This is a genomic window from Rathayibacter sp. VKM Ac-2804, from assembly GCF_009866655.1.
Taxonomy (GTDB): Bacteria; Actinomycetota; Actinomycetes; order Actinomycetales; family Microbacteriaceae; genus Rathayibacter.
This window is the reverse complement of the sequence record NZ_CP047420.1, coordinates 3,757,847-3,784,087: the sequence shown is the minus strand read 5'-3', so window position 1 is coordinate 3,784,087 and position 26,241 is coordinate 3,757,847. Positions and strand designations below refer to the sequence as shown.

Sequence of the window (26,241 nt, the reverse complement as noted above, 5' to 3'; positions counted from 1 at the left end):
GAGTTCCTTTCCGGATGCGGGCGGGGTCAGGCGGGGATCGGCGAGGCCGGGCGGGCGCGGTGCGGATCGGCGATGCCGACGTACCGCGTCTCGAGGTACTCCTCGATCCCCTCAGCACCGCCCTCGCGGCCGAGCCCCGACTGCTTCACGCCGCCGAAGGGCGCCGCGGGGTTGGAGACGACGCCGGCGTTGAGCCCGAGCATCCCGGTCTCCAGCCCCTCCGCCAGCCGCAGGCCGCGGTCGAGGTCCTGCGTGAAGGCGAAGGCGACCAGGCCGAACGGAGTGGCGTTCGCGAGGGCCACCGCCTCCTCCTCGGTGTCGAAGACGACGAGCGGAGCGACGGGGCCGAAGATCTCCTCGTCCAGGATCCGCGCATCGGCCGGCACGTCGGTGAGCACGGTCGGCTCGTAGAAGTAGCCCGCCCCGGGGACGGCGTCGCCGCCGAGGGCGAGGGTGGCGCCGTCCTCGAGCGCGCCGGCGACCAGCCCGGCCACCTTGTCCCGTGTCGAGGCGTCGACCAGCGGGCCGAGGGTGGAGCCGGGCTCGGTGCCGCGGGCGACGACGAAGCCGCGCATCCGCTCGACGAAGGCCGCGGTGAAGCGCTCGGCGATGCCGCGCTGCACCAGGAAGCGGTTGGCGGCCACGCAGGCCTCGCCGCCGTTGCGCATCTTCGCCAGCACCGCCCCGGCGACCGCGGCGTCGAGGTCCGCGTCGTCGAAGACCAGGAACGGCGCGTTGCCGCCGAGCTCCATCGACACCCGGAGCACCTGCTCCGCCGAGTCGGCGATCAGGCGCCGGCCCACCTCGGTCGAGCCGGTGAAGGAGAGCTTGCGCAGCCGCGGGTCGCGCAGCAGCGGTCCGGTCACCGCTCCGGCGCTCGTGGTCGGCAGCACGCTCAGCACGCCGTCCGGCAGCCCCGCCTCGCGGAGCACGTCGGCCAGCAGCAGCGCGGTGAGCGGAGTCAGCGCAGCGGGCTTGAGGATCATCGTGCAGCCGGCCGCGATCGCCGGGGCGATCTTGCGCGTCGCCATCGCCAGCGGGAAGTTCCACGGGGTGATGAACAGGCACGGTCCGACGGGCCGCTTGAGCACGAGCAGCCGGTTCACACCGTCGGGCGCCGTCGCGTAGCGGCCGGAGATGCGCGGGGCCTCCTCAGAGAACCAGCGCAGGAACTCCGCCCCGTAGGCGACCTCGCCGCGGGACTCCGCGAGCGGCTTGCCCATCTCGAGCGTCATCAGCAGCGCGAAGTCCTCGGTGCGCTCGGTGACCAGCTCGAAGGCGCGGCGGAGGATCTCCGCCCGCCGCCTCGGTGCGGTCGCGGCCCAGTCGCGCTGGGCGGCGTGGGCCGCGTCCAGCGCACGGACTCCGTCCTCGGGCCGGGCGTCGGCGACCTCGACGAGCGTGCGGCCCGTCGCCGGGTCCTGCACCGCGAAGACGGAGCCGTCGGCGGAGTCGCTCCAGCCGGAGCCGAGCAGGAGCTGCGTGGGGACGCGGGCGAGCAGCCCGGCCTCGTCGGCGGCGGTGGTCATGCGGGTCTCCTGGATCGTCGTGGTGGTCGTCGTGGCGGGACTCGGGGTGGTGCCGGCCGGGATCACAGCCGCAGCTCCTGCCCGATGAGGTCTTCGTAGAGACGGAAGGGCGTCATCTCGCCCGCCCGGTCGCCGTAGGAGGCTCGAGCGCGGCGGTAGATCTGCTCGACCAGCCCGCTCAGCTCGGCCGGGACGCCGACCGAGCGGGCGAGGTCGATCGAGAGGCCGAGATCCTTGCAGGCGAGGGCGATCGCGAAGCCCTCGTCGTAGTCGCCGTCGGTCAGGATCGAGAGCACGTCGCGCTCCACGAAGGTGCTGTTGGCCGGGCTCGCGATCAGCGAGTCCCGCAGAACGCCCAGGTCGACGCCCGCTCTCGTCCCGATCGCGAGCACCTCGGCGGTGGCGACCAGATGCGAGAACCAGAGCTGGTTGATCATCAGCTTCACCGCGTAGCCGGTGCCGTGCCCACCGACGTGCAGGATCCGCTCCGGATCGCCCATCGCCTCGAGCACGGGCCGCACGCGAGCGACGTCGTCCGCGTCGCCGCCGACGAAGATCTGCAGCATGCCGCTCGCCGCCCCGACGGCCATGCCGCTGACCGGGGCGTCCAGGATCCGCAGTCCGCGGTCCGCCTCCTCGGCCCGGACCCGGTCGGCGACCTCCGGCACCGAGGTGGACATGTCGATCCAGGTGCCGCCGTCGGCGATCCCGGCGAGGATGCCGGCGGAGCCGTGGACGACGTCGGAGACGTGCCGCGGGGTCGGCAGCATGGTGATGACCAGGTCGCTGGCGGCCGCGACCTCCGCGGCCGAGCCGGCCCAGATCGCGCCGCCGGCCACCAGCTCGTCGGCGGATTCGCGGCGGATGTCGGTGACGACGAGCGGGAAGCCGGCCTGCTGCAGGTTCCGGGTCATGCCGGAGCCCATGTTGCCGAGGCCGACGAAGCCGACGGTCGGGGTGGTGCCTCGGTTCCCGGTGGTGCCTAGGGCCATAGTGATCGGGTCTCCTGTCAGGATGCGGCGGGTGCCGTGTAGAAGGGATTCGCGGGAGCGGAGCGGGCCGCGAGGACGTCGTCCAGCGCGGGCAGGCTCTGTGCCCCGTTCCGCAGTGCGGTGGCGGTGGCGGTGCGGTTGTTCCGGTACACGGCGTCCGCGTCGGCGGCGCCGGAGTTCACCCAGACCGCTGCGATGACGACCGCCTCGTCGACGAGCGACGGATCGATCGAGCCCTCGGCGACGGCGTCCGCGACTCCTGCGGCGACGCCGGCCTGGGCGGGTCCCCAGATCATCAGGCCGTGCGCGTCGCTCGCCGGGGCCGCCTTGGTGACGAAGAGGGTGAGCGGCTTGACGGGCAGCGACGGGCGCAGCACGGCGACGAAGGGCACGTGCCCGGCGCTGGGCGAGGCGAGCGCCGTGGCCCACGCCGTGCCGGCCGGTCCGGAGCGCGCGCCGTAGACCGTGTTGATGTGCGCGGCATCGACGCCGTCGCCGACGAAGCTCTCGCCGAGCTGCAGGACGGGCGGAGCGGCGGTCATCCGAGGAGCCCCTGGTCCTCGAGCCACTCGCTCGCGACGTCCTCCGGGTCCTCGCCGTCGACGTCGACCTGCGCGTTCAGCTTCTGCATCTCCTCGGTGGTGAGCAGCGGGGAGACCTCGGCCATCACGTCGGCGATCGCCGGGTACTCGTCGAGCACCGACTGCTGCAGCGTGAAGCCGCCCTGGTAGACGGGGAAGAACTGCTCGTCGTCCTCCATCACGGTGAGGTCGAGGGCCGAGATGCGACCGTCGGTCTGGAACACCTCGCCGAAGTTGCAGTCGTCGCCCTTCTGCGTCGCGGTGTAGATGACGCCGGTGTCGAGCAGGGTGACGTTCGAGTCCGGGACGTCGAGTCCGTAGGCCGTCTTGAGGCCGGGCCAGCCGTCGTCGCGCGTGGAGAACTCGCTCTCGATGCAGAAGGTCTGGTCGTCGGCGGGCAGCTCCGCGACGTCGCTGAGCGTCTTCACGCCGAGCTCCTCCGCCTCGGAGGAGCGGATCGCGAAGGCGTAGGTGTTGTTCAGCGGCGCCGGGTCGAGCCAGGCGATGCCCTTGGCGGCGTCGGCCTCCTTCACGGCGTCGAACTGGGCTTCGGCACCGGGGATCGGCGCGGTGTTGCCGTTGTAGGTGATCCAGGAGGTGCCGGTGTACTCCCAGTAGCCGACGAAGTCCTTGTTCTCGAGCGCCTGGCGGACGTTGGCCGAGCCGACGAGCTTGGTGTTCGCCTCGAGGTCGGCGCCGTGGGCGTTGAGGAGGTCGGTGGTGATGTGGGCGAGGATGTACTGCTCCGAGAAGTCCTTCGAGCCGATCTGGCCGGTCAGGCCCTCGAGCTCGTTGCCGGCGCCTCCCGAGGCGGCGCCTCCGCCGCCGCCGGAGCAGCCGCTTAGGACGGTGAGGGCGGAGACGGCCGCGGCGACGATGACGACGGTGCGTTTCTTCATGAGTGTTCCTTCTGTGGTGGGCGGGTCGGAGCGGGCTGAGTCGAGGGAGGTCGAGCGAGGCGGGACGGAGCGGAGGGCGTGGTGACGCGGCGGGTCAGAGCCCGCGCGGTCGGACGGCGTCCTCCACGAGACCGGCGGCCCAGTCGATGAGGATCGCGATGCACGCCACCAGTACGGCGCCCACGAGCAGCACCGGGTAGCGCTGCAGCTTCAGGCCGTTGATGATCATGTCGCCGAGACCGCCGGCGTTGATGAAGGTCGCGATGGTCGCGACCCCCACGCAGAACACGAGCGAGGTGCGCAGCCCGGCGAGGATGACCGGCGAGGCCAGCGGCAGCTCGATCCGTCGCAGCACCTGGTTCGGAGTCATGCCCATGCCGCGCGCCGACTCGCGCACTCCGGCATCCACCTGCTCCAGGCCGGTCAGCGTGTTCCGCAGCACGGGAAGGAAGGAGTAGGCGACGAGCGCGACGAGCGCCGTGGTGAAGCCGGTCTGCCAGACGATCGCGAGCAGGATGACCACGCCGACGGCCGGCGTGGCCTGGCCGATGTTCGCGAGCCCGAGGACGACTCCGTGGAACACTCGCGACTTCGCGCGGTAGACGAGGATGCCGGCCGGGATGGCGAGCACCGCGACGAGGGCCGAGGCGGTCACCGTGAGCAGCACGTGCTCGCCGACGCGGGCGAGGATGTAGCCCGGGTTCAGCGTCCGCTGCTCGATCGAGTCGAGCGTGCTGCTGCTCAGCCAGAGCACCGTGACGGCGAGGACGACCGCGACCGCGACGGGCGCGGCGACGCGGCGGAGCACCCGGCCGGGACGACCGCTCCGCACCAGAGGGTCGGCGGCGACAGGAGCGAGCGCGGCCGTATCGGTGGCGGCCATCTCAGAGCATCCGTCCGGAGGCGCCCGCGACCGGCAGCGCGCCGCCGTCGCCGGTCAGGACGGCCGAGATCGCCGCGTGGTCGAGCGAGCCGCGCACCGCACCGCCCGCGTCGACCACGTCGACCGAGGGGGCGCCGGTGAGCACCAGCAGATCCAGCGCGTCGCGGAGCGTCGCCGACAGCGCGACGCGAGGGGAGCCGGCGGGGCCGGCGCCGGCCAGGCGGGCGCTGCGGACCGGGAGGAGCGCCAGCCGTTTGAGCGCCGCTCCGCTTCCGATGAAGGAGGCGACGTAGTCGTTCGCGGGCGCCGCGAGGATGTTCGCGGGAGTGTCGAACTGCTCGATCCGCGAGCGCTCGCTCATCACCGCGATCCTGTCGCCGAGCCGGATCGCCTCGTCGAAGTCGTGGGTGACGAAGACGATCGTCTTGCCGATCTCGCTCTGCAGCCGCAGGAACTCCGCCTGCAGCTTCTCGCGGGTGATCGGGTCGGTCGCGCCGAACGGCTCGTCCATCAGCATCACCGGCGGGTCGGCCGCGAGCGCCCGGGCGACTCCGGCGCGCTGCTGCTGCCCGCCCGAGAGCTGCTTGGGGTAGCGCTGTGCGAACTGCCCCGGATCGAGCTGCACCGTGCGCAGGAGCTCGTCGACGCGCTCGGCCGTCCGCTGCTTCGTCCAGCCGAGGAGCTTGGGCACGACGGCGATGTTCTCGGCGATCGTCAGGTGCGGGAAGAGCCCGATCTGCTGGATCACATAGCCGATGTGCCGGCGCAGCTGATCGGGGTCGAGGCTCAGCACGTTCTTGCCGTCGATACGGATCACGCCGCTGGTCGGCTCGATGATGCGGTTGACCATCTTCATGGTGGTCGTCTTGCCGCAGCCGCTGGGGCCGACGAACATCACCAGCTCGCCGGGCTCGATCCGCATCGAGAAGTCCTCGACCGCGGAGACGCTCTGCCCGGGGTACGTCTTGGTGACGCCCTCGAGCTCGATGGCGACGCCGCCCTGCTGCTGCGAGATGGCCGAGAGGAAGCCGGTGTCGGTGGGTTCGGGGGTGCTCATGTCAGGCACGCAGTCCTCTCGAGGTGGTGGAGCGGGTGATCAGGATGAAGGCGCCGTCGACCAGCAGGGCGAGGATCACGACCGTGACGGTCCCGGTCAGGGCGTAGTTGAGGGCGTTCTTCGAGCCCAGGGAGGAGAGTCCCTTGAAGATGTACTGGCCGAGCCCCGGACCGGCGACGTAGGCCGCGATCGCCGCGATCCCGATCGTGAGCTGCGCAGCGACCCGCACCCCAGTGAGGATGATCGGCCAGGCGATCGGCAGCTGCGTCGTCAGCAGCACCCGCACCCGTCCCATCCCCATGCCGCGAGCCGCCTCCAGCACGTGCGGCGGCACCTCGCGCAGGCCCACGACCGTGTTCCGGATGATCGGCAGCAGCGAGTAGAAGACCAGCGCGACGACCGTCGGTGCCCAGCCGAGGCCGAGCACCGGGCTCAGGATCGCCAGCAGGGCGAGCGACGGGATGGTGATCGCGATCCCGGCGGCGGTGATCGAGAGCGAGCGGGCGATCGGCCGGTCCCAGACCAGGAGGCCGATCAGCACCCCCAGCACGAGTGCGATCGCCAGCGAGATCGCCACGACGAGGACGTGCTCGACGAGCAGCTCGGCGATGTCGTCCCAGCGGCGGCCGAGGAAGACGATCAGTCCGGAGACGTCGGGTCCAGGCACAGCGGACTCCCTTTCTCTTCATCGAGTGGGGCCGCCGAGGTGGCGACTCCGAAAGAGTACGAACGGCGGTGCCATAAACACAATGGCAGTTGTCGATATGACAACGGCGGTTTAGCGTGGCCTGATGGACGCAGATTCGACAGCCCCTCGGCGCAACTCCTCGGGCCTCGCGAGAGACGTCGAGATCCTCGAGCTCCTCGGCGGTGCGGAGGCCGAGCAGGCCGGCGGCCTGGGTGTGATGCGGATCGCCCAGCTCACCGGACGCGACAAAGCCGTGATCTCGAGGAGCCTCGCCACCCTCGCCGACGCAGGCCTGCTCGACCGCGACCCGACGTCACTGAACTACCGCCTCGGCAGCCGGATCTTCTCCCTCGCCGCCCGCACACTGGAGGCGGCGCTCATCGCCGAGTCGCGGCCGCTCCTGCGGCGCATCGCCCGGTCGACCCGCGAGACCACGCACCTCTGCGTGCTCCGCGGCGGCAATGTGCTCACCGTCCTCAGTGAGCTGAGTCCCCACGAGGTGCGGACCACCGGCTGGGAGGGCGTCATCACCGCCGCGTGGCGCACGCCGTCAGGCCGGGTGCTGATCAGCGACTGGGACCGCGCCTCCCTCGGCGCCTGGTACGACGAGCACGGTCACGACCGGCCGGTGGTCGGCCCGGTCGATCCGATGATGGCGGCAGCGGGCTTCTCGGTGCTCGAGGAGCCACCGGCTGAGAAGGCGATCGTCTCCGACTTCGAGTCGCTCCTCCAGGAGCTGTCACGCATCCGGGAGCGGGGCTACGCGACCCTGGACGAGGAGCTCGAGCGCGGAGTGGTGGGGGCCTCCGCGCCGGTGCACGACTACTCCGGTCGCATCGTCGCCGCAGTCAACGTCAGCGCCCCGAAAGCGCGCATCGGCGAGCAGCTCGACAAGCTCGGCATGTACGTGTCACAGGCCGCGAGCGAGCTCTCCGATCGCCTCGGAGCGGCAGCGCGACCTGCGAAGTGAGGGCCGACACCGAGCGCTGAGCAGCCGCAATGCTGGTGTGCCCCGAGGGCAGGCATCGAGGACTCAGGCGGAGCGTGGTTCGAGGGCCCCGCTGAACGTACTGAGAAACTGACACAACGTTGATGTCGGCGATCACCGGGAGGGGCGACGGAAGCAACCGTCAGCCGGCTCGGCGCGACGATGCTCGCTCTCACGGTGACTCCGCATTCTTCAGCCGACCGGCCTCGTCGTGGCCATCGTCAGCAGTGATGGCATCGATCACATGCTGGGCATTTGGAAGAGCACGCTGTTCCTCCGGCGGCAGCGACTCGTAGGTGTAGGTGGCGACGGCCAGGTCGGCTCGCGGTTCCGCGTCCGGCTCGCTGGTTCCGTCTGTTTCGGCGTGCCGAGGTGTGTTCCGCGTGCCGGAGGTTTCGCCGGCTGACTTCCGGCTGATCTTCGGCTCGCGGTTCCGCGTCCGGCTCGTCGGATCCGCGTGTCTCAGCGTGCCGAGGCGCGTTCCGCGAGCCGGAGGGCCCCTCGCGGCCTCAGCCGCGCCACTCCACGTCCACGCGCACCGCCTCCGCGCCGAGCGGCAGCCCGGCCGACACCTCGCGCCCGTCGACCCGCAGCACCGCGTCGCGGAGCGTCCGCAGCCGCGTCCCGCCCGCCGGCGCCAGCCACTCCGCACTCGGGACCCGCCGCACCCACAGCGACGCGCGTCCCGGCTCCCACTCCAGCCGGTCCGCCACGATCCCGCCGCGCGCCAGCAGCCCCGTCACCGCACCGCGCGCCCACACCGACGGCAGCGCCGGCAGCACCGTCAGCGACTCGTCGTCCGAGCCGAGCAGCATCGCCGCGACCAGTCCCGGCAGCCCGCCGCTCGCGTCGAGGTTGAAGATCCGCCCCGCGTCGTGCCGGGTCGTCAGCGTCGGCGACCAGTGCTCGACCGCGAGCCACTCCGCACAGGTCAGCGCCGACTCCGCATCGCCCAGCGCCGCGGCCGCCGTGCCGACCTGCACCAGCCCGAAGGCCATCTCCATCCGTCCCGGGGGAGCGGTCGGCGCCTCCGCCCGCCACGCGATCTTCGCCGCCACCGTCGCCGCCGCGGCCGCCCGCAACGCCACGGCAGCTGCAGCGTCCCCCTCGAAGGCCGCATCGCCCCCGTACCAGAGCGGGTACAGCTGCGAGGCGTGCCGGTGCGCGATCTCCTCCGCGAACCGCGGGTCGATCCACTCCGCCAGCGTGCCGTCCTCCGCCACGCGGTACTCCGGCAGCTCGGCGACCACGCGCGCCCAGCGCTCGTCGAGCGAGTCGTCGCCGCGGGCCCGCCCGAGCAGCGCGGTCGCCCGGGCGGCGTCGCGGAGCACCGCGACGTCGATCGTGGCGTCGACGGCCAGCGGCGAGCTCGCCCCGCCGGGCGTGTTCTCGGGGGAGTAGGACGGCACGATCCGCCGCACCCCGTCGATCACGGTCGTCCCGGTCTCGGCGAAGCGGAGCACGCCCTCCGCGAGCTCCCACAGCCGGTCGTCGACGATGCCGCGGTCGCCCGTCGCGGCGACGGCGTCGGCGGCGAGGCGCAGCACCCAGCCGCCGCAGCCGGTCCAGAACAGGTGCGGGTAGCTCGCGGCGAAGTGGTCTGCGCGGCCGTGCGTCGACATCCGCGACGGCAGGAGCATCCCCTCCGCACCGTAGACGAGGCGCGCGTTCTCGCGGTAGTCGTCGAGGTGCGGCAGCACCAGCTCCAGGATCGACAGCGCGAGCTCGGGCGTGCCGGTCGGGATCATCCCGGCCATCGCCCCGTTCTGCACATTGCCGTTGAGCGTGTAGTCGGCGGACCAGGCCGGCCGCCAGGTGCCCTGCCAGACGCCCTGCAGCGTCGGCGGCAGCTCGCCGGTCGAGGCGACGATGTTCGCGCGGCCGCTGAGGTACGCGAGCTCGACGACGCGCCGGCGCGCGCCCTCGTCGCCGGCGCGGGCCTCGTCCCAGAGGTCCTCGGTGAGCACGGCGGAGGAGGCGCCGTCGAGGTCGAGCGCGGAGGCGCCGACGAGGCGGCCGTGACCGTCGCGCTGCGCCGCGCGCAGGTCGGTCCACGACAGGTCGTCCGACACCGGCTCCTCGTCCGAGAGCGAGAGGTCGAGGCGGAGGAGCCGGGGAGCGCCGGCCGCAACCGGCGCGACCGAACGGGTGACCGCTCCGTCGACCTCCCACGGCGCCCCGGTGGCGGCGGTGACGACCGCGCGGACGCGCTCGCCCCCGGTCTCCGCGCTGCCGGTCCCGGCGAGGGCGATGAGCCGCCCGACCGCCCCGCCCTCGACACTCGCCTCGACGACCGCCGACGCGTCCGGCACCCCCGTGTCGAACGACGTCGCGTCCCCCGCGCCCAGCCCGAGCGCGACGACGCTCTCGGTGTCGCGGTCGGACTCCACGCAGAGCCGGACGCTCTCGCCGCCGTGCGGAGCGAGCAGCCGCACCGCGTGCCGCCCGCCGTCGAGGTCGACCCACTCGACGGCGACCTCACCCAGCAGCGGGTCGATCAGGCGGCGGCTCGAGGCGACGCCGCCGGCCGTGCGGATCGAGACGGTCGCGCAGATCCCGAGCGGATCGGTCCAGATCAGTCCGCCGTCGTAGCCGCTGGAGCGCGCCCCGCGGGTCAGCGCCTCGCTCGCGGCCTCGGCGTCGCCGGCCAGCAGGGCGCTCCGCAGCTCCTCGCGCACCCCGGCGAGATCGGGTGCGGCGGGCCGCGCGTTGACGGGCAGGAAGTACCGCTCGTGCGCCAGGGACACGGTGAGTGCATCGGCCGGCCCGTGCACGACGGCGCCGACGCGGCCGCTGCCGACGATCAGCCCCTCCTCCCAGGTGGGAGCGGCGGTGGCGGTGACGAGGAGGTCGGTGCGCGACGATGCGCTGTCGATCGAGGAGATGATCGGTTCCTTTCGGGCTCGAGGGAGCGCCTGATATGTTGCCTGGAACTTCAAATTACCTCTCCCGGTGCGACGGCGCACGGGAGTCGAGAGTAAGGACTCCGCGATGACGCGACCGATCACCCTCTTCACCGGCCAGTGGGCAGACCTCCCGTTCGAGGAGGTGGCCCGTCTCGCCGGCGAGTGGGGCTACGACGGCCTCGAGATCGCCTGCTGGGGCGACCACATCGACGTCGCCCGCTGGGACGACGCGGAGTACGTGCAGAGCCGGAAGGACATCCTCGAGAAGAACGGCCTCCAGGTCTTCGCGATCTCGAACCACCTCACCGGCCAGGCCGTCTGCGACGACCCGATCGACGCGCGCCACCGCGACATCCTCAGCGACCGCGTCTGGGGCGACGGCGACCCCGAGGGCGTCCGCCAGCGGGCCGCGCAGGACCTCAAGGACACCGCCCGCTTCGCCGCCGCGCTCGGCGTGAAGCAGGTCAACGGCTTCTCCGGCTCGTCGATCTGGAAGGGCGTCGCGATGTTCCCGCCCGCCTCCGACGAGTGGATCGCCGCCGGCTACCAGGATTTCGCCGACCGCTTCAACCCGATCCTCGACGTCTTCGAGGAGGTCGGCGTGCGCTACGGCCTCGAGGTGCACCCGAGCGAGATCGCCTACGACTACTGGACCGCGAAGCGCACCCTCGAGGCGATCGGCCACCGGACGTCCTTCGGCTTCAACTTCGACCCGTCGCACTTCGTCTGGCAGCAGCTGGACAGCGTCGCGTTCATCCTCGACTTCGCCGAGCACATCTTCCACGTGCACGTGAAGGAGTCGATCGCCAACCTCGACGGCCGCAACGGCGTCCTCGGCTCGCACCTGCCCTGGGCCAACCCGCGCCGCGGCTGGACCTTCGTCTCGACCGGCCACGGCGCCGTCCCGTGGGAGCCGGTCTTCCGCGCGCTCAACGCGATCGGCTACACGGGCCCCACCAGCGTCGAGTGGGAGGACGCCGGCATGGACCGCCTCGACGGCGCCCCCGAGTCCCTGGCCTTCGTCCGCAAGCTCAACGCGATCACGCCCCCGACCGACGCCTTCGACGCGGCCTTCTCCACCTCCCGCTGAGTGGGGCGGCGGCGCCGACCGCCCGGCTGCCGCGATCGAGCGGCCGGCGCCGCGCTCCTCTTCCCTGCTGATCGAGCAGCCCGCGCAGCGGGCCACTCCGTGCGGATCGAGTAGCCCGCTGAGCGGGCGTATCGAGATCCACCGTCACCGAGAGCTGGGTCTGCAGGCCCACCGTGCTGACGACGGTGGGTCTCGATACGCCGCTCCGCGGCTACTCGACCAGCAAAGGGGTCCGCACAACATCAGCTGAGAGCAGGGCCCCTCGCCTGACAGAGGAGGCCACCCCTTCTCAGCTGACGTTGTGCAGCGCCGCACGCTCGATGTCGATCGAGCGGCCTCCTTCATGCTGATCGAGCAGCCCGCGCGGCCCCCTTCATGCTGATCGAGCAGCCCGCGGAGCGGGCGTATCGAGATCCACCGCGCGGCGCCGCGCCCCGCCGCCCCGTCAGCGCCGGTGCCGCCTCCGGAACCCGCTCGGCGTGACTCCCACCCGCGCCCGGAACACGCGGGTGAAGTACCCCGGATCCTCGTAGCCGACGGCCCGCGCGACGGCCGACACCGGCAGGTCCCCCTCCGAGAGCAGGGCCTTCGCCTCGTCGACGCGGATCCGGAGGAACAGCTCGATCGGCGAGGCGCCCGCCCGCTCCTCCGTCCGGGCCCGCAGCGCGCGCAGCGACAGCCCGAGCTCGCGCGCGGCGTCCTCGACGCCCACGCCGGACAGGGCGATCCGCTCGATCCGCCGGTCGAACCGGCTCCGCTCGCGCGAGTCCGACAGCCGCAGGAGGAGCAGCAGGGCGTGAGCGCTGCTCCGCGCGACGGAGGCCGTTCCGGTGTCCTCGAGCGCGTCGAGCACCGCGGCGAAGAGGCCCGCCGCGTCGCCCCCTCGCACGTGCAGCACTCCGGCCCCGCGCGGCAGCAGGCCCTCGGCCACGAGGTGCTCGAGCGCAGTGCCGGCCAGCAGCACCCAGTGCTCCGTCCAGCCGGTCGCCGCCGACCGGTAGGAGTGCTCGACCCCCGCCGGCACCCACAGCGCATCGCCCGCCTCGACGGCGCTCGTCTCGCCTCCCACCCGGAACTCGCCCCGGCCCTCCGCGATCAGGACCACCGCGCTCTCCGGCAGCACCCGCTGCCGGACGGGGGAGGAGACGCCCGCGCGCCGCCCGGCCCCGAAGACGTACAGACCGAGCCCCGTCGACGTGTCGGGGGTCCGGTAACGAGCGCTCGGCGCGGTGTGCAAAAGTCCTCCTCCGGGTCGCCTCGGTCCCTGGTGACAGGAATCGACGGCCGTCACGATGCTGACAGAAGTGCGGACGGGCCGCACGATCCGATCGCAGGGAGGCCGTCGATGCCGACGTCCAACGGCTACGCACTGAGCACGGCGCCGGAGCGCTGGGGTCCGCTCGACGAGGTCCCGGAGGAGGAGCTGGCCGACCACGGCGCACTGTGGCGGCGGCTCCGCCGCGACGGCTACCTGCTCGTCCGCGGGCTGCTCGACCGGGAGACCGTGCTCGACTTCCGCCGCTGGTACTGCGCGGCCCTCGCTCCGTCCGGCCTCTTCGCGGACGAGGACGCGTGGGAGTCCGGTCGCGACGACGGCGCGGACCTCGACCTCGCCCGCTTCCGCGAGATCCTCTTCGCCTCCCTCGTCCCGAGTCCGGAGTACGCCGCGTTCTGCCGCCAGCCCGCGATCCTCGCGATGATGCGCACGCTGCTGGCCGACGAGATCCACCTGCACCGGCGGAAGATCCTCCGGCAGGTCCGCCCCGGCCAGAAGGGCATCGGCACGGCGACCCAGGCGCACTACGACCTCGTCTACCTGCGTGAGGGCACCCGCAACCTGCTGTCGCTCTGGATCCCGATCGGAGACACGCCGATCGAGAACGGGCCGCTCGTCTACCTGGAGGGCTCGCATCTCCGCGTCGAGGAGCTGGAGCGCACCGGCCTCCTCGGCCGCCCCCGCTCGCTGACGGCCGACCTCCCGGCTCTCGCCGACGAGCACGACGCGCGCTGGCTCGCCGCCGACATGCGGGCCGGCGACGTCCTCATCCACTCGCCCTTCATCGTCCACGCCTCGCTCGACAACGTCGCCGCGGACCGTCGCCTCCGCCTCTCCACCGACATCCGCTACCAGCGCACCGGCGACCCCATCGACTGGCGCTGGCAGAACGACTGGTTCGACGGCGACGGCCTCTGACCGGGCGCCTGCAGTCCCGCCGTGCGGGCGACGTCGGGTCTCGATACGCCGCTCCGCGGCTACTCGACCAGCAGGGGGTACGCACAACATCAGCTGAGAGCAGGGGGCATCGCCTGATGGCGGAGGCCACCCCTTCTCAGCTGATGTTCTGCAGCGCCTGAGCGCTCCTCGCTGGTCGAGCGGCCCGCACAGCGGGCCCACTCCATGCTGATCGAGTAGCCCGCGCAGCGGGCGTATCGAGATCCACCGTCGCCGAGACCTCGGTCTGCAGTCCCGTCGTTCTGACGACGTCGGGTCTCGATACGCCCCTGCGGGGCTACTCGACCAGCATGGGTCGGTCGTGTGTCCCGTTCCGCCCCCGGAAAGAGATCCAGCCCGCACCGGATGCACCGGGCGGGCTGAACTGTTGCGAGCACGGTACCAGCCGAGCATCGGCCGACGGCGTCTGGCGCGAGCCGTCGCACACACACGAACGGCCGGCCCCCGCGGGGAGCCGGCCGTCGGTCGTCCAGTCGTCCCTACAGCCCCTGGGCCAGGCGGTAGTAGGCCGCGTTCGAGCGGATCTCGGCCTCGAAGCCGCGGAGGGTGGTCGACTCGTCGATGACGAGGAGCTCGACGCCGGCGATGCGGGCGAAGTCCTCCCACGCCTCCAGGCCGATCTGCGTCGTCATGACGGTGTGGTGCGCGGCGCCGGCCGTGATCCAGGCCGCGGCGCTGGTGCCGAAGTCGGGGGCGGGCTGCCAGACGGCGCGGCCGACCGGCAGGTGCGGCAGCGTCTGCGGCGGCTCGACGGTGGTCACCTTGTTCGCGACCAGGCGGAAGCGCTCGCGCACGTCGCTCAGCGCGACGACGACCGCGTCGCCGGCGTCGGCGGTGAAGACCAGGCGCACCGGGTCCTCGCGTCCGCCGATGCCCAGCGGGTGGATCTCGAGCGACGCGCGCTTCGACGACAGCGACGGCGACACCTCGAGCATGTGCGCGCCGAGGATGAGCTCCTCGCCGGGCGTCATGTCGTAGGTGTAGTCCTCCATCAGGCTGGTGCCGCCGGGCAGGCCGGCGCCCATCACCGCGGCGATGCGGATGAGGACGGCGGTCTTCCAGTCGCCCTCGCCGCCGAAGCCGTAGCCGTCGGCCATCAGGCGCTGCACGGCGAGACCCGGGAGCTGACGCAGCCCGCCGAGGTCCTCGAAGCTGTCGGTGAACGCCTCGAAGCCGCCCTCCTCCAGGAAGGAGCGCAGGCCGATCTCGACCGCCGCGCCGTAGCGGAGCGACTCGTGGCGCTCGCCGCCGGGGAGCAGCTCGGGCACCACGTCGTAGCTCTCGACGTACTCCGCGACCAGCGCGTCGATGTCGGCGTCGGTCGCGGCGTCCACGCGCTCGACGAGCTCGTTGACGCCCCAGGTGTTGACGCTGACGCCGAGGCGGATCTCGGCCTCGGTCTTGTCGCCCTCGGTGACGGCGACGTTGCGCATGTTGTCGCCGAAGCGGGCGACCTTCATGCTCTGCGAGGCCGACCAGCCGGCCGCGGCGCGCGACCAGATGCCGATCGACTCAGTGACCCGGGAGTCGCTGGCGTGGCCGACGACCGTCTTCCGCGGCACGCTCATCCGGCTGAGGATGTAGCCGTGCTCGCGGTCGCCGTGCGCGGCCTGGTTGAGGTTCATGAAGTCGAAGTCGATGTCCTGCCACGGCAGGGCCACGTTCGCCTGGGTGTGGAAGTGCAGCAGCGGCTTGGCCAGCGCGTCGAAGCCGTGGATCCACATCTTCGAGGGGCTGAAGGTGTGCATCCAGGTGATGACGCCCACGACGGAGTCGTCGGAGTTCGCCTCGATCATCGTGCGGCGGATCGCGTCGGAGCTCTTCAGCACCGGCTTCCACTCGATGGTGACGGGGATGTCGCTGGACTCGTTGAGCTGCGCGACGACGGCCTGCGACTGCTCGGCGACCTGGCGGAGGGTGTCCTCGCCGTAGAGGTCCTGGCTGCCGGTGAGGAACCAGACGGTGCGGGTCGCGAGGTCGGGGATGATGCTGCGGGTCATGCGAGTGCTCCGGTGGGGTTCTGTCCGTAGACGTTCTGATAGCGGTCGAACAGGGCGTCGATCGACTCCTGCGGGATGGGGACGAGCTCGCCGCCCTGGCGCGCGATGTGCACGGTGCGGGCGACGTCCTCCGTCATCACCGCGGCCTTGACGGCGTCCTTCGCGTCCTTGCCGATGGTGAAGACGCCGTGGTTCTGCATCAGGACGGCGCGCGAGCGGTGCCCGGTGAGCGTCGAGACGACGCCGCGGCCGATCGAGTCGTCGCCGATGATCGCGAACGGGCCGAGCGGGATCTCGCCGCCGAACTCGTCCGCCATCGCGGTGATGACGCAGGGGATCGCCTCGGCGCGGGCGGCCCAGGCGGTGGCGTAGGTGGAGTGCGTGTGCACCTGGCCGCCGACCTCGGGCATCTCGCGGTAGACGTAGGCGTGCGCGGCGGTGTCGCTGGACGGGCTGCGCTCGGAGCCGAGGCTGCCCGGGACGACGGTGCCGTCGAGGTCGCAGAGGATCATGTTCTCGGGCGCGAGGTCGTCGTAGGAGACACCGCTCGGCTTGATCACGAAGAGGTCGGCGCCGGGCACGCGGCCGGAGATGTTGCCGCCGGTCCAGATGACGAGGCCGTAGCGGACGAGCTCGGCGTGCAGGCGGGCGACGTCCTCGCGGACGCGGGCGATCGCCGCCTCGACGTCGGGGCCGAAGCCCGTGGTGGCAGCGCCGGTGGTGTCGGTGCTCATGCGGTGTCTCCTTGCGTGGTGAGGGTGTCGACGGCCGTCTGCTCGACGGCGAGGCCGGCGCGGTAGCGCTCGAGGTAGGCGGTGAAGCCGGCGACATCGGCGGCGTCGGGCGCCACCGTCTCGAAGCCGGCGTCGCCGAAGACCTGCTCGGTCAGGTAGGAGTCCAGCGTCGTCCCCTCCTGCAGGCGGAAGGCGGCGAGAACCGCCATGCCCCAGGGGCCGCCCTCGGAGGCGGTCGCGGCGACCGAGACGGGGGCGTCGAGCGCTCCGGCGAGGAAGCGCTGGGCGACTCCGGCCGTGCGGAACATGCCGCCATGGGCGAACATCTCGTCGATCACGACGCCCTCGCCGGCCAGCACGCGCATGCCGAGCGCGAGCGTGCCGAACACGCCGTAGAGCTGCGCGCGCATGAAGTTGGCCAGCGTGAGGCGGGAGTCGGGGGTGCGCACGACGAGCGGGCGGCCCTCGACGAGCCCGGCGATGGGCTCGCCCGCGAGGTGGTTGTAGGCGAGGAGCCCGCCCGCGTCGGCCTCGCCGGCCAGCGCCTCCGCGAAGAGAGTGCCGTAGACGGCGTCGCTGTCGGAGGGGCCGCCCGAGGCCGCGGCGAACCGCGAGAACAGGCCGACCCAGGTCGCGAGCTCGCTCGCGCCGTTGTTGCAGTGCACCATCGCGACGAGGTCGCCGGCCGGAGTGGCGACCAGGTCGAGCTCGTGGTGCACGCTCTCGAGCGGGCGCTCCAGGACGACCATCGCGAAGATGCTCGTGCCGGCGCTGACGTTGCCGGTGCGCGGGGCGACGGAGTTGGTGGCGACCATGCCGGTGCCGGCGTCGCCCTCGGGCGGGCAGAACGGGACGCCGGGCTGGAGCGCGCCGGTCGGGTCGAGCAGCAGCGCGCCCTCGGCGGTCAGCTCGCCGGCCGCGGCACCCGCGGGGAGGACGGCGGGCAGCAGCTCGCGCAGCGGCGGCAGGGTGCCGGCGACGCGGGCGTCGTAGCGCTCGAGAACGGTCTCGTCGTAGTCGCGGGTCGCCGGGTCGGTGGGGACCATGCCGGAGGCGTCGCCGACTCCGAGGACCTTCTCGCCGGTGAGACGCCAGTGCACGTAGCCCGCGAGGGTGGTGAGGAAGTCGATCCTCTCGACGTGCGGCTCGGAGTCGAGGACCGCCTGGTGCAGGTGCGCGAGCGACCAGCGCAGCGGGATGTTCGCGCCGAACAGCTCGGTCAGCTCGGCCGACGCGGGGCCGGTGCTGGTGTTGCGCCAGGTGCGGAACGGGACGAGCAGCTCGCCGGCCTCGTCGAAGGCGAGGTAGCCGTGCATCATCGCCGAGACGCCGAGCGCGCCGACGGTGGTGAGGCGGGCGCCGTGGCGCTTCTCGGCGTCGGCGACGAGGTCGGCGTAGGCCGCCTGGAGCCCCTCGTGCACGGCGTCGAGCGAGTACGTCCAGCGGCGGTCGACGAGCTGGTTCTCCCACTCGTGGCTGCCGACGGCGAGGACCACGGACGGGTCGGCCGCGTCGACGAGGCACGCCTTGATGCGGGTGGAGCCGAGCTCGATCCCGAGGGCGGTCGCGCCGCTCGTGATCGCCTCGGCGGGGGGCCGTCGCTGGTCCATTGCACTCCTCGCTGAGGGCCATGTGACCGTTCACAAAGCCACGGGCCAGCGTAGGCGAACGGGCGCGCGGTCGGCAAGCTGTGCCTCCTTCCGAGCCGCTCCCCGCGCGGCTCGGCGCGGTCGGCTCGGGTGCGTGGTGCGTCACGCGGAGCGGGTCGCGTCGCGCTGTCTCGAATCGCCGGCACGCGATTCTCGATCGCGCGCTGCGGTGCTCGATTCCGAGCCGCCCCCTGTGCGGCTCGGCGCGGTCGGCTCGGGTGCGTGGTGCGTTCCGCGGAGCGGGTCGCGTCGCGCTGTCTCGAATCGCTGGCACGCGATTCTCGATCGCGCGCTGAGGTGCTCACTTCCGAGCCGCCCCCTGTGCGGCTCGGCGCGGTCGGCTCGGGTGCGTGGTGCGTTCCGCGGAGCGGGTCGCGTCGCGCTGTCTCGAATCGCTGGCACGCGATTCTCGATCGCGCGCTCTGCCCTGCGTCGTGCTCATGCTGATCGAGTAGCGCCCGCGGGGCGCGTATCGAGATCCGCCGTCCTCATGCTGGTCGAGTAGCCCCGGAGGGGCGTATCGAGACCCGCTGTGCTCATGCTGGTCGAGTAGCCCCGCAGGGGCGTATCGAGACCCGCCGTCGCCGGACCTCCGCGTCAGACCGCCCGCGTCGAGTCCCGCTCCACCAGCACCGGCGGCACCGGCCGGTCGACGGCGGCCGGCTCGCTGCGCAGCTCCGCCAGCACCACGCCGATCGTGCGGCGGCCGACCTCGGCGAAGTCCTGCCGGATCGTCGTCAGCGGCGGCCGGTAGTGCGCGGCCTCGGGCACGTCGTCGAAGCCGACGACACTCAGGTCCTCGGGCACGCGGACGCCGCGGTCCGCGCAGGCGTGCAGCAGCCCGAGCGCCATCTGGTCGTTGCCGGCGACCACCGCGGTGAGGTCGGCGACCTCGTCGAGCAGCCGCAGCCCCGCGCGGTAGCCCGACTCCGCGGTCCAGTCCCCGCTGATCACCGCGGCCGGCTCCAGCCCCGCCTCGGCCATCCGGGCGGTAAATCCGTCGAGGCGGGCGTGCGCCTCCACCCAGTGCTGCGGGCCGGCGAGGTGCGCGATCCGGGTGTGGCCGAGCGCGAGGAGGTGCTCGGCGGCGAGTCGCGCACCCGCGGCCTGGTCGACGAGGAGCCGAGGGTCGGCCCCGCGCCCCGCCGCCCCGAGGGTGACGAACGGCACCCCGATCGCGAGGCTCTCGATCGCCTCGAGCGCGCGCTCCTGCGGTGCGAGCACGACGATCGCCTCCACCGCCTCGCGCTGCAAGTGCTCGAGCGCGGCGGCCAGCGATTCCGCGTCGGGCGCCGCGTTGACCACGGGCACCCGGTAGCCGGCGTCGCGCGCGGCCTGCTCGATCGCGGCCATCGCCGTGGCGGTGCCGTAGAAGCTGTGGCTCTCGGCAGCGAGGATGCCGATCAGCCCGGAGCGGCCCGCCGCGAGCGCACGGGCCGCGGCGCTGCGACGGAAGCCGAGGTCGTCGATGGCCGCGAGCACCTTGTCGCGGGTGCGCGGCCGGACCTGCGGGCTGTCGTTGAGCACGCGCGACACCGTCTGGTACGAGACGCCCGCGCTGACCGCGACGTCGCGGATCGTCGGCTGTCTCGGCATGGGGTCACCGTAGCGCCCGGCGCGCGCGCCCGCGGCGGCCCACCCTGCTGGCCGAGCAGCCCGGCAGGCCTATCGAGCGGCGAAGCCGCTTCGCGTCTCGGTGATGAGGGAACGCAAGCGGCGGCGGCCCTCACATGCTGGTCGAGTAGCCCCGGAGGGGCGTATCGAGACCCGCCGTCCCCAGCAGGACAGGTCTGCAGACTCGTCCTTCTGATGCTGGTGGATCTCGATACGCCCGCTGCGCGAGCTACTCGATCAGCATGGGGTTCCCCCACTCCGACGAGGTGATCCTCCTTGAAGGGAAAGGACGCAGCGGCGGCCCTTGCATGCTCGTCCAGCCCCGCTCGCTACGGTGGAGCTGAGGATGCACTCACGCAGTCAGGAGCCGGACGTGGAGAACCAGCAGATCGCGGTGCTCGTCGCCCTCGTCGTCGCCATCGCGGTGGTCGGATCGGTCATCGCGACCGTCCTGCGGTTGCGCGCCGGCGCACCGGGTGCGCGCCCGGCCCCGCGGGACGGCGGCTCGACCGCCGCGACGGGCGACAGCGCCTCGAGCGGGTCGGACACCCGCGACGGCCGCGCCGATGACGGCGGCTCCCCGGACGGTGGCGGTGCGGACGGCGGCGGGGGCGGCGGGGGCGGCGACTGAAGCAGGGCATCGTCCGTCGACTCCGGAATCCTTCCCGCCTTCGGATCGCGAAGGCACCTCCGGCTCGTCGTGTCGGCCGGTTCGCGCGTGCCCAGCGTCGCTTCACGTGCCAGGCACAGTGCGCCCACCCCGACGGGACCGCGCCCGCATCCGCCTCGCGCCGGAGCGCACAGGCTCCGTCGACTCCCGCGGGAGAAGCTGGGGCATGCCCCTCGCCGTTCCCGACGCCCTCGTCCCGCTCGCCCTGCGCCTGGCCCGCGCCAACCGAACGTTCGTCACGGCGGACGGCGCTCGCCGGCGGATCCGCGCGAACGCCCTCCGCCCGGCTCGCTACGGCCCGCCCCCGCGGCTGCGACCCGGAGTCCGCGTCGACGTCGAGCAGGTCGGCGGCTGGCCGGTCTACACGATCCGCCCGCAACGGATCCGCGGCGGAGTCGTCTACGCGCACGGTGGCGGCTGGGTCAACGAGATCGCGCCGCAGCACTGGTGGCTCGCGGCGCGGATCGCGGAGGAGGCCTCGGTCGCGGTGACCCTCCCGATCTATCCGCTCGTCCCGTTCGGAACCGCCCTCGAGGCGCGCGACGGCGTCCGCGCGCTGGTGCACCGGAGCCTCGACCGCTACGGCGCGACGGCGCTCGCCGGCGACTCGGCCGGCGGCCAGATCGCGCTGTCGACGGCCCTGGCCCTCCGCGACGAGGGCGTCGTCCTGCCGCTGACCACGCTGATCTCGCCCGCACTCGATCTCTCCTGGAGCAACCCGCGCATCCCCGAGGTGCAGCCGAGCGACCCCTGGCTGGGCACGCCCGGCGGCCGCGTCCTGGCCGAGAAGTGGCGCGGCGAGCTCGATCTGCTCGGCCCGATCGTGAGTCCGCTCTTCGGAGACCTCTCCGGCCTCGGCCCGCTGAGCGTCTACACCGGCACTCGCGACGTGCTGAACCCCGACGCGCACGTCCTCGCCGAGAAGGCGGCGGCGGCCGGTGTGCCGTTCGAGCTGCACGAGGCCGTCGGGCAGCTGCACGTGTATCCGCTGGTGCCGACCCGCGCGGGCCGGGACGCACAGCACGACCTGGTCGACGGCCTCCGGGCGGCGCTCTGACCCCGGGCGCGACCTCCGGCTCGCGGAGTCGCGCTCGGCTCGCGAGAATCCCGTGACTCCGCGAGCCGGAGCTGCTTCTGTGTGCCGGAAGGCGTCGGAGCAAGGTCGGGCTCGCGGAAACCCCTCCGGCTCGTCGAAACGCCTTGAATAAGCGTGCCGGAGCTCGTTCCGCGTGCCGGAGTTCGTCTCTGTCAGCCGGACGGCCCGATCGGCCCCCGGATTCAGCACCCGACGGCGCTCAGGACTCCGCTCGCCGGCCGGTCACGCCTCACTGCCGTGCACAACGAAGGCTGGAAGCCCCGAATCCGTCGAGAAACGGTCGGATCGGCCCTTCCAGCCTGAGTCGTGCGGGCGCTCCCGCCGAGACCTACGCGCCCCAGCTCGACTGCGTGCCGCCGACGCGCTCCTCCGCGATGGCCTGCGCGTGCCCGGACGCCGCGTACGCCGCCATCGGGTCGGCCGGCAGCCCGCGCTCCGAGCGCCAGGCCGCGAGGGCCGGGCGGACGTCGGAGTAGAAGGCGTCCATGAAGATCCCGTTCGCGCCGAGCACGTCGCCGGCGAGCTGCGCCTCCTCGAGGGCCGCGCGGTCGACGAGCAGCGCGCGCGCCGTCATCTCCTGCACGTTGAGCACCGAGCGGATCTGGCCGGGGATCTTGTCCTCGACGTTGTGGCACTGGTCGAGCATGAAGGCGACGGGCGAGTCCGGGCCGTAGCCGCCTCCGCGCACCACCTCGAAGAGGATGCGGAAGAGCTGGAACGGGTCGGCCGCGCCGACGATCAGGTCGTCGTCCGCGTAGAAGCGCGAGTTGAAGTCGAACGAGCCGAGCTTCCCGAGGCGCAGCAGCTGGGCGACGATGAACTCGATGTTGGTGCCCGGCGCGTGGTGGCCGGTGTCGAGGCAGACCAGGGCGCGGTCGCCGAGCGCGGCCACGTGGGCGTAGGAGGTGCCCCAGTCCGGCACATCGGTGTGGTAGAACGCGGGCTCGAAGAACTTGTACTCGAGCACCAGGCGCTGCTCGGTGCCGAGGCGCTCGTAGATCGCGGCGAGCGAGTCGGCGAGGCGGTCCTGACGGCCGCGGATGTCCTGCTGGCCCGGGTAGTTGGAGCCGTCGGCGAGCCAGATCTTGAGGTCGCGCGAGCCGGTCGCGTCCATGATGTCGATGCAGGCGAGGTGGTGGTCGATCGCCTTCTGGCGGATCACCGGGTCGGAGTGCGTGAGCGAGCCGAACTTGTAGTCGTCGTCCTGGAACGTGTTCGAGTTGATCGTGCCCAGCGCGACGCCCTTCGACGCGGCGAACTCGCTCAGCGCCGCGTAGTCGTCCACCTTGTCCCAGGGGATGTGCAGCGCGACGCTCGGGGCCAGGCCGGTCAGCTCGTTGACCTTCGCCGCGTCCGAGATCTTCTCCTGGATCGTCCGCGGGGTGCCCGGGGTGCTGAACACCTTGAAGCGGGTGCCGGAGTTGCCGAACGCCCAGGAGGGCAGTTCGATCGCCTGCTGCTCGAGCTGGCGGAGGACGTCGGGGCTGAGGTCGGTCACGGTGGGGTCCTTCTCTGCGGGGCGATCCGGCCGTCCGCGGTGGGCACCGACCGGGCGGCACCGTATGAATCGTTTCACAGCGCCGTGGAGCGAGCGTATCGCTCGGCTTCCCGGGCTGTCAAAGGCCTGCTGAGGGGGACACCCGCCGCGGTGCCGCCGGATGAGATGATTCCCGGATCGCGCGCAGTCCTGCGATCCGCGACGACCAGAGGAGACGATGTGGCGTCCATCAGTGTCCGCGAGGTCGCCGCGCGCGCCGGAGTGTCGGTCGGCACCGTCTCGAACGTGCTCAACCGGCCCGAGAAGGTCGGCGCCGAGTCCGTCCGCCGGGTGCAGTCCGCGATCGCCGAGCTCGGCTTCGTCCGCAACGACGCGGCCCGTCAGCTCCGCGCCGGACGCAGCCGCAGCATCGGCCTCGTCGTGCTCGACGCCGGCAACCCGTTCTTCGCCGAGCTCGCCCGCGGAGCCCAGGCGCGCGCCGCCGAGGCGGGACTCTCCGTGCTCCTCGCGAGCACCGACGCCGAGGCCGACCGCGAGGACTCCTACCTCGACCTCTTCGAGGAGCAGCGGGTGAGCGGGGTGCTGATCTCGCCGCAGGGGGAGGGGTCGGCGCGGCTCGACCGGCTCCGTGCGCACGGCATCCCCTGCGTCCTGGTCGACCGGGAGTCGGGGGACAGCGCGTTCTCGTCGGTCGCGGTCGACGACGTCGCGGGCGGCCGGCTCGCGGTCGAGCACCTGCTCGGGCTCGGGCGGCGCCGGATCGCGGTGGTCGGCGGGCCGGAGTCGATCCGGCAGGTCGCGGACCGGTTCGACGGCGCGCGCGAGGCCGTGGCGGCGGTGCCGGGCGCCACGCTCGAGGTGCTGCCGACGACGGGGCTCACCGTGCTGGACGGCCGGGCCGCGGGGCAGGCGCTCGCCGAGCGCGACGCGGCCGAGCGCCCCGACGCCGTCTTCTGCGCGAACGACCTGGTCGCGGTCGGCGTGCTGCAGGGGCTGATGCTGCTGGGCGAGCTGCGGGTGCCGGAGGACGTGGCGCTGATCGGCTACGACGACATCGCCTTCGCGACCGCGACGATCGTGCCGCTGTCGAGCATCCGCCAGCCGAGCGCCCTGATCGGCGCGACGGCCGTCGAGCTCCTCCTCGAGTCCGAGCCCCGCCAGGTCGTCTTCCAGCCCGAGCTCGTCGTCCGCGCCTCGACCGCCGGCTGACCCACCCGTCTGCCCCCTTCCGCGAGATGCCACTTGTGCACGCTTTTCTCGGCGTGTCGCGTACCCAACTGGCATCTCGCGGAGACGGGCAGAACGGGGGACCTCCGCCCGAAGGCTGAGTGCGCTGGTAGCGTTTAGTGGGCCGGGTCCAAGAAACGCGGCTTCCCCCTCCTGACGAAAGCCGCCATGACTCTGCGCCGTTCCGCCCTCGCCGCCCTCGCGGCCTCCGCCCTCCTGCTGACCGGCTGCACCGCCGCGTCCGACGGCGACACCGGGGGAGGCTCCAGCACCCCGGTCGCCGACGGAGTCCTCACCTACGCGACCGGCGACGCCGAGCCCACCTGCCTCGACCCGCACGTCGGCGGCAACTACCCGCAGGCGCTGCTCGCCACCCAGGTCCTGGAGTCGCTCGTCTCCCGCACCGACGACGGCACCATCACCCCGTGGCTCGCGGAGTCGTGGACCGTCTCGGACGACGCGCTCAGCTACGACTTCACCCTCCGCGAGGGCCTGACCTTCACCGACGGCACCCCGCTCGACGCGGAGGCGGTCGCCGCCAACATCGCGCACCTCCAGGACCCGGCGACCAAGTCCTCCACCGGCTACCTCGCCGTCGCGAAGGTCGAGTCGGTCACCGCGGTCTCGCCGACCGTCGCCCGCTTCACCCTCAGCGCCCCCGACAGCGCGCTGCTCGAGTCGCTCTCGCAGCCGTGGACCGCGATCGAGTCGCCCACCGGCATCTCCCGCGGCGAGGAGGCGAACTGCGAGGCGCCCGTCGGCACCGGCCCGTTCACGGTGACGGAGTGGGTCAAGCAGGACCACGTGACCCTCACCCGCAACGACGCCTACGACGCCGCGACCGGCCCGACCGGCGAGGGACACGACGGCCCCGCCTACCTCTCGAGCATCACCTGGCGCTTCATCCCCGACTCCGCCACCCGCTACGCGGCGCTGCAGGCCGGCGAGGTCGACGTGATCGACAACGCCCAGCCCGACACCCTGGCGGCCGCGACCGACGCCTCCGACCTGGTCGAGATCGACGCGCCCCGCCCCGGCTCGGTGAACCGCCTCGAGCTCAACTCCGGCCAGGCGCCGTTCGACGACGAGAGCGTGCGCGAGGCGTTCGTCCGCGCCGTCGGTGTGAACGACGCCATCGACTCCCTCTTCTTCGGCACCGCCGAGCGCTCGTACTCGCCGCTGTCGAGCAGCGAGGCGACCGCGTACTCCGACCCGTCGCTCTTCGAGGACGCCGGCTCGGACGACGAGATCGCCGCCGCGGAGGACCTCCTCGAGGCCGCGGGCTGGGTCGACTCCGACGGCGACGGCATCCGCGAGAAGGACGGCGCGCCGCTCGTCCTGCGCCTCCCGGTGAGCACCAACCAGTCGATCCCGGCCGAGCAGTCGCTGTTCGAGCAGATCCAGGCGTCCGCGAAGGTCGCCGGCTTCGACGTGCAGATCAGCCTGCTCGACCTCTCCAGCTGGTACACCGCGCTCGCCGCGAACGAGTACGAGCTGGTCAGCGCGCCGTACACGAAGGTCGGACCGGACGTGCTGCGCACCCTCTACGCGTCCTCCGGCATCACCCCGGCGCCGAGCGGCTACTTCGCCAACCACGCCCAGGTGAACGACCCCGCCCTCGACGCCCTGCTCGAGCAGGCGAGCGCGACCGTCGACGAGACCGAGCGCGCCGACCTCTACTCGCAGGCGCAGCGGATCGTGCTCGAGGGCTACTGGATCCTGCCGCTCTACGACCAGCAGAACCACTACCTGCACCGCTCGGCCGTCCAGGGCGTCGCCGCCCTGGCGACCGTCTCGACCCCCTGGTTCGCGGACGCCTGGCTCTGACCCTGCGGGCCCGCGCTGCTTCCGAGCATGCTGGTCGAGCAGCCGCGAAGCGGCGTATCGAGACCCGGCGTCCTGATCAC

Annotated in this window: 21 protein-coding genes; 7 read left to right on the top strand and 14 right to left on the bottom strand. The window is 72.5% G+C overall.

From position 1 onward, the window contains the following. Positions 1 to 26: 26 nt before the first annotated feature. The 7 genes from GTU73_RS17595 to GTU73_RS17565 form a co-directional block, all read right to left on the bottom strand. The gene (locus GTU73_RS17595) at positions 27 to 1,529 is read right to left on the bottom strand and encodes an NAD-dependent succinate-semialdehyde dehydrogenase (protein WP_160090920.1); all 1,503 of its coding nucleotides are present in this window, start codon (positions 1,527 to 1,529) and stop codon (positions 27 to 29) included. Between the two features lie 62 nt (positions 1,530 to 1,591). Continuing rightward, positions 1,592 to 2,521 carry an NAD(P)-dependent oxidoreductase gene (locus GTU73_RS17590; RefSeq protein ID WP_160090919.1) on the bottom strand — a complete coding sequence of 310 codons (930 nt, stop codon included), beginning with the start codon at positions 2,519 to 2,521 and terminating at the stop codon, positions 1,592 to 1,594. A gap of 17 nt (positions 2,522 to 2,538) precedes the next feature. Continuing rightward, positions 2,539 to 3,063: a formaldehyde-activating enzyme gene (gene fae, locus GTU73_RS17585; protein WP_160090918.1), complete on the bottom strand. Its 525-nt coding sequence runs from the start codon at positions 3,061 to 3,063 to the stop codon at positions 2,539 to 2,541. Next, a complete protein-coding gene (locus GTU73_RS17580; protein WP_160090917.1) occupies positions 3,060 to 4,001 on the bottom strand; it encodes a glycine betaine ABC transporter substrate-binding protein in 942 nt (313 codons plus the stop codon). The genes fae and GTU73_RS17580 overlap by 4 nt, the downstream gene beginning before the upstream one ends. A 94-nt stretch (positions 4,002 to 4,095) precedes the next feature. Next, positions 4,096 to 4,884 (bottom strand): ABC transporter permease, encoded by a 789-nt coding sequence (locus tag GTU73_RS17575; RefSeq protein WP_160090916.1) that lies wholly within the window; start codon positions 4,882 to 4,884, stop codon positions 4,096 to 4,098. 1 nt (position 4,885) lies between these two features. Further along, positions 4,886 to 5,941 (bottom strand): ABC transporter ATP-binding protein, encoded by a 1,056-nt coding sequence (locus tag GTU73_RS17570; RefSeq protein ID WP_160090915.1) that lies wholly within the window; start codon positions 5,939 to 5,941, stop codon positions 4,886 to 4,888. A gap of 1 nt (position 5,942) precedes the next feature. Further along, a complete protein-coding gene (locus GTU73_RS17565) occupies positions 5,943 to 6,608 on the bottom strand; it encodes an ABC transporter permease (RefSeq protein ID WP_123736491.1) in 666 nt (221 codons plus the stop codon). 124 nt (positions 6,609 to 6,732) lie between these two features. Between GTU73_RS17565 and GTU73_RS17560 the strand changes: the two genes are divergently transcribed. Continuing rightward, entirely contained in the window at positions 6,733 to 7,599 is an 867-nt protein-coding gene (locus GTU73_RS17560; protein ID WP_160090914.1) for an IclR family transcriptional regulator, read from the top strand. A 527-nt stretch (positions 7,600 to 8,126) separates the two neighbouring features. Here the strand turns inward: GTU73_RS17560 and GTU73_RS17555 are convergent. Then, on the bottom strand, positions 8,127 to 10,583 hold the full coding sequence (locus GTU73_RS17555; protein ID WP_160090913.1) for a glycoside hydrolase family 95-like protein: 2,457 nt from the start codon (positions 10,581 to 10,583) through the stop codon (positions 8,127 to 8,129). 25 nt (positions 10,584 to 10,608) lie between these two features. Here GTU73_RS17555 and GTU73_RS17550 point away from each other — a divergent pair, with 25 nt between their 5' ends. Continuing rightward, positions 10,609 to 11,613, top strand: a complete 1,005-nt coding sequence (locus tag GTU73_RS17550) for a sugar phosphate isomerase/epimerase family protein (RefSeq protein WP_160090912.1) — start codon at positions 10,609 to 10,611, stop codon at positions 11,611 to 11,613. Between the two features lie 445 nt (positions 11,614 to 12,058). On the opposite strand, the gene GTU73_RS17545 is transcribed toward GTU73_RS17550, so the two are convergent. Further along, complete coding sequence (locus GTU73_RS17545) at positions 12,059 to 12,850, bottom strand: AraC family transcriptional regulator (RefSeq protein WP_160090911.1); 792 nt, start codon at positions 12,848 to 12,850, stop codon at positions 12,059 to 12,061. A gap of 108 nt (positions 12,851 to 12,958) precedes the next feature. Between GTU73_RS17545 and GTU73_RS17540 the strand changes: the two genes are divergently transcribed. Next, positions 12,959 to 13,807, top strand: coding sequence for a phytanoyl-CoA dioxygenase family protein (locus GTU73_RS17540; protein WP_160090910.1), 849 nt, complete (start codon positions 12,959 to 12,961; stop codon positions 13,805 to 13,807). 518 nt (positions 13,808 to 14,325) lie between these two features. Here GTU73_RS17540 and araA read toward each other — a convergent pair. The 4 genes from araA to GTU73_RS17520 all read right to left on the bottom strand — a co-directional run bounded on the left by araA (position 14,326) and on the right by GTU73_RS17520 (position 19,825). Further along, positions 14,326 to 15,846 (bottom strand): L-arabinose isomerase, encoded by a 1,521-nt coding sequence (gene araA, locus GTU73_RS17535; protein WP_160090909.1) that lies wholly within the window; start codon positions 15,844 to 15,846, stop codon positions 14,326 to 14,328. Then, on the bottom strand, positions 15,843 to 16,580 hold the full coding sequence (locus tag GTU73_RS17530) for an L-ribulose-5-phosphate 4-epimerase (protein ID WP_160090908.1): 738 nt from the start codon (positions 16,578 to 16,580) through the stop codon (positions 15,843 to 15,845). The genes araA and GTU73_RS17530 overlap by 4 nt, the downstream gene beginning before the upstream one ends. Beyond that, a complete protein-coding gene (locus GTU73_RS17525) occupies positions 16,577 to 18,190 on the bottom strand; it encodes an FGGY-family carbohydrate kinase (protein WP_160090907.1) in 1,614 nt (537 codons plus the stop codon). The genes GTU73_RS17530 and GTU73_RS17525 overlap by 4 nt, the downstream gene beginning before the upstream one ends. A gap of 636 nt (positions 18,191 to 18,826) precedes the next feature. Continuing rightward, complete coding sequence (locus GTU73_RS17520; protein WP_160090906.1) at positions 18,827 to 19,825, bottom strand: substrate-binding domain-containing protein; 999 nt, start codon at positions 19,823 to 19,825, stop codon at positions 18,827 to 18,829. Positions 19,826 to 20,189: 364 nt separating this feature from the next. Between GTU73_RS17520 and GTU73_RS17515 the strand changes: the two genes are divergently transcribed. Then, positions 20,190 to 20,474, top strand: a complete 285-nt coding sequence (locus GTU73_RS17515; protein ID WP_160090905.1) for a hypothetical protein — start codon at positions 20,190 to 20,192, stop codon at positions 20,472 to 20,474. 205 nt (positions 20,475 to 20,679) lie between these two features. Beyond that, complete coding sequence (locus tag GTU73_RS17510) at positions 20,680 to 21,570, top strand: alpha/beta hydrolase (RefSeq protein ID WP_160090904.1); 891 nt, start codon at positions 20,680 to 20,682, stop codon at positions 21,568 to 21,570. A gap of 367 nt (positions 21,571 to 21,937) precedes the next feature. Here the strand turns inward: GTU73_RS17510 and rhaI are convergent, their stop codons facing one another. Then, complete coding sequence (gene rhaI, locus GTU73_RS17505) at positions 21,938 to 23,107, bottom strand: L-rhamnose isomerase (RefSeq protein WP_160090903.1); 1,170 nt, start codon at positions 23,105 to 23,107, stop codon at positions 21,938 to 21,940. Between the two features lie 219 nt (positions 23,108 to 23,326). Between rhaI and GTU73_RS17500 the strand changes: the two genes are divergently transcribed. Both GTU73_RS17500 and GTU73_RS17495 read left to right on the top strand, forming a co-directional pair. Next, positions 23,327 to 24,316 (top strand): LacI family DNA-binding transcriptional regulator, encoded by a 990-nt coding sequence (locus GTU73_RS17500; protein WP_244231689.1) that lies wholly within the window; start codon positions 23,327 to 23,329, stop codon positions 24,314 to 24,316. Positions 24,317 to 24,502: 186 nt separating this feature from the next. Further along, on the top strand, positions 24,503 to 26,161 hold the full coding sequence (locus tag GTU73_RS17495; RefSeq protein ID WP_160090901.1) for an ABC transporter substrate-binding protein: 1,659 nt from the start codon (positions 24,503 to 24,505) through the stop codon (positions 26,159 to 26,161). The last annotated feature ends 80 nt before the right edge of the window (positions 26,162 to 26,241 follow it).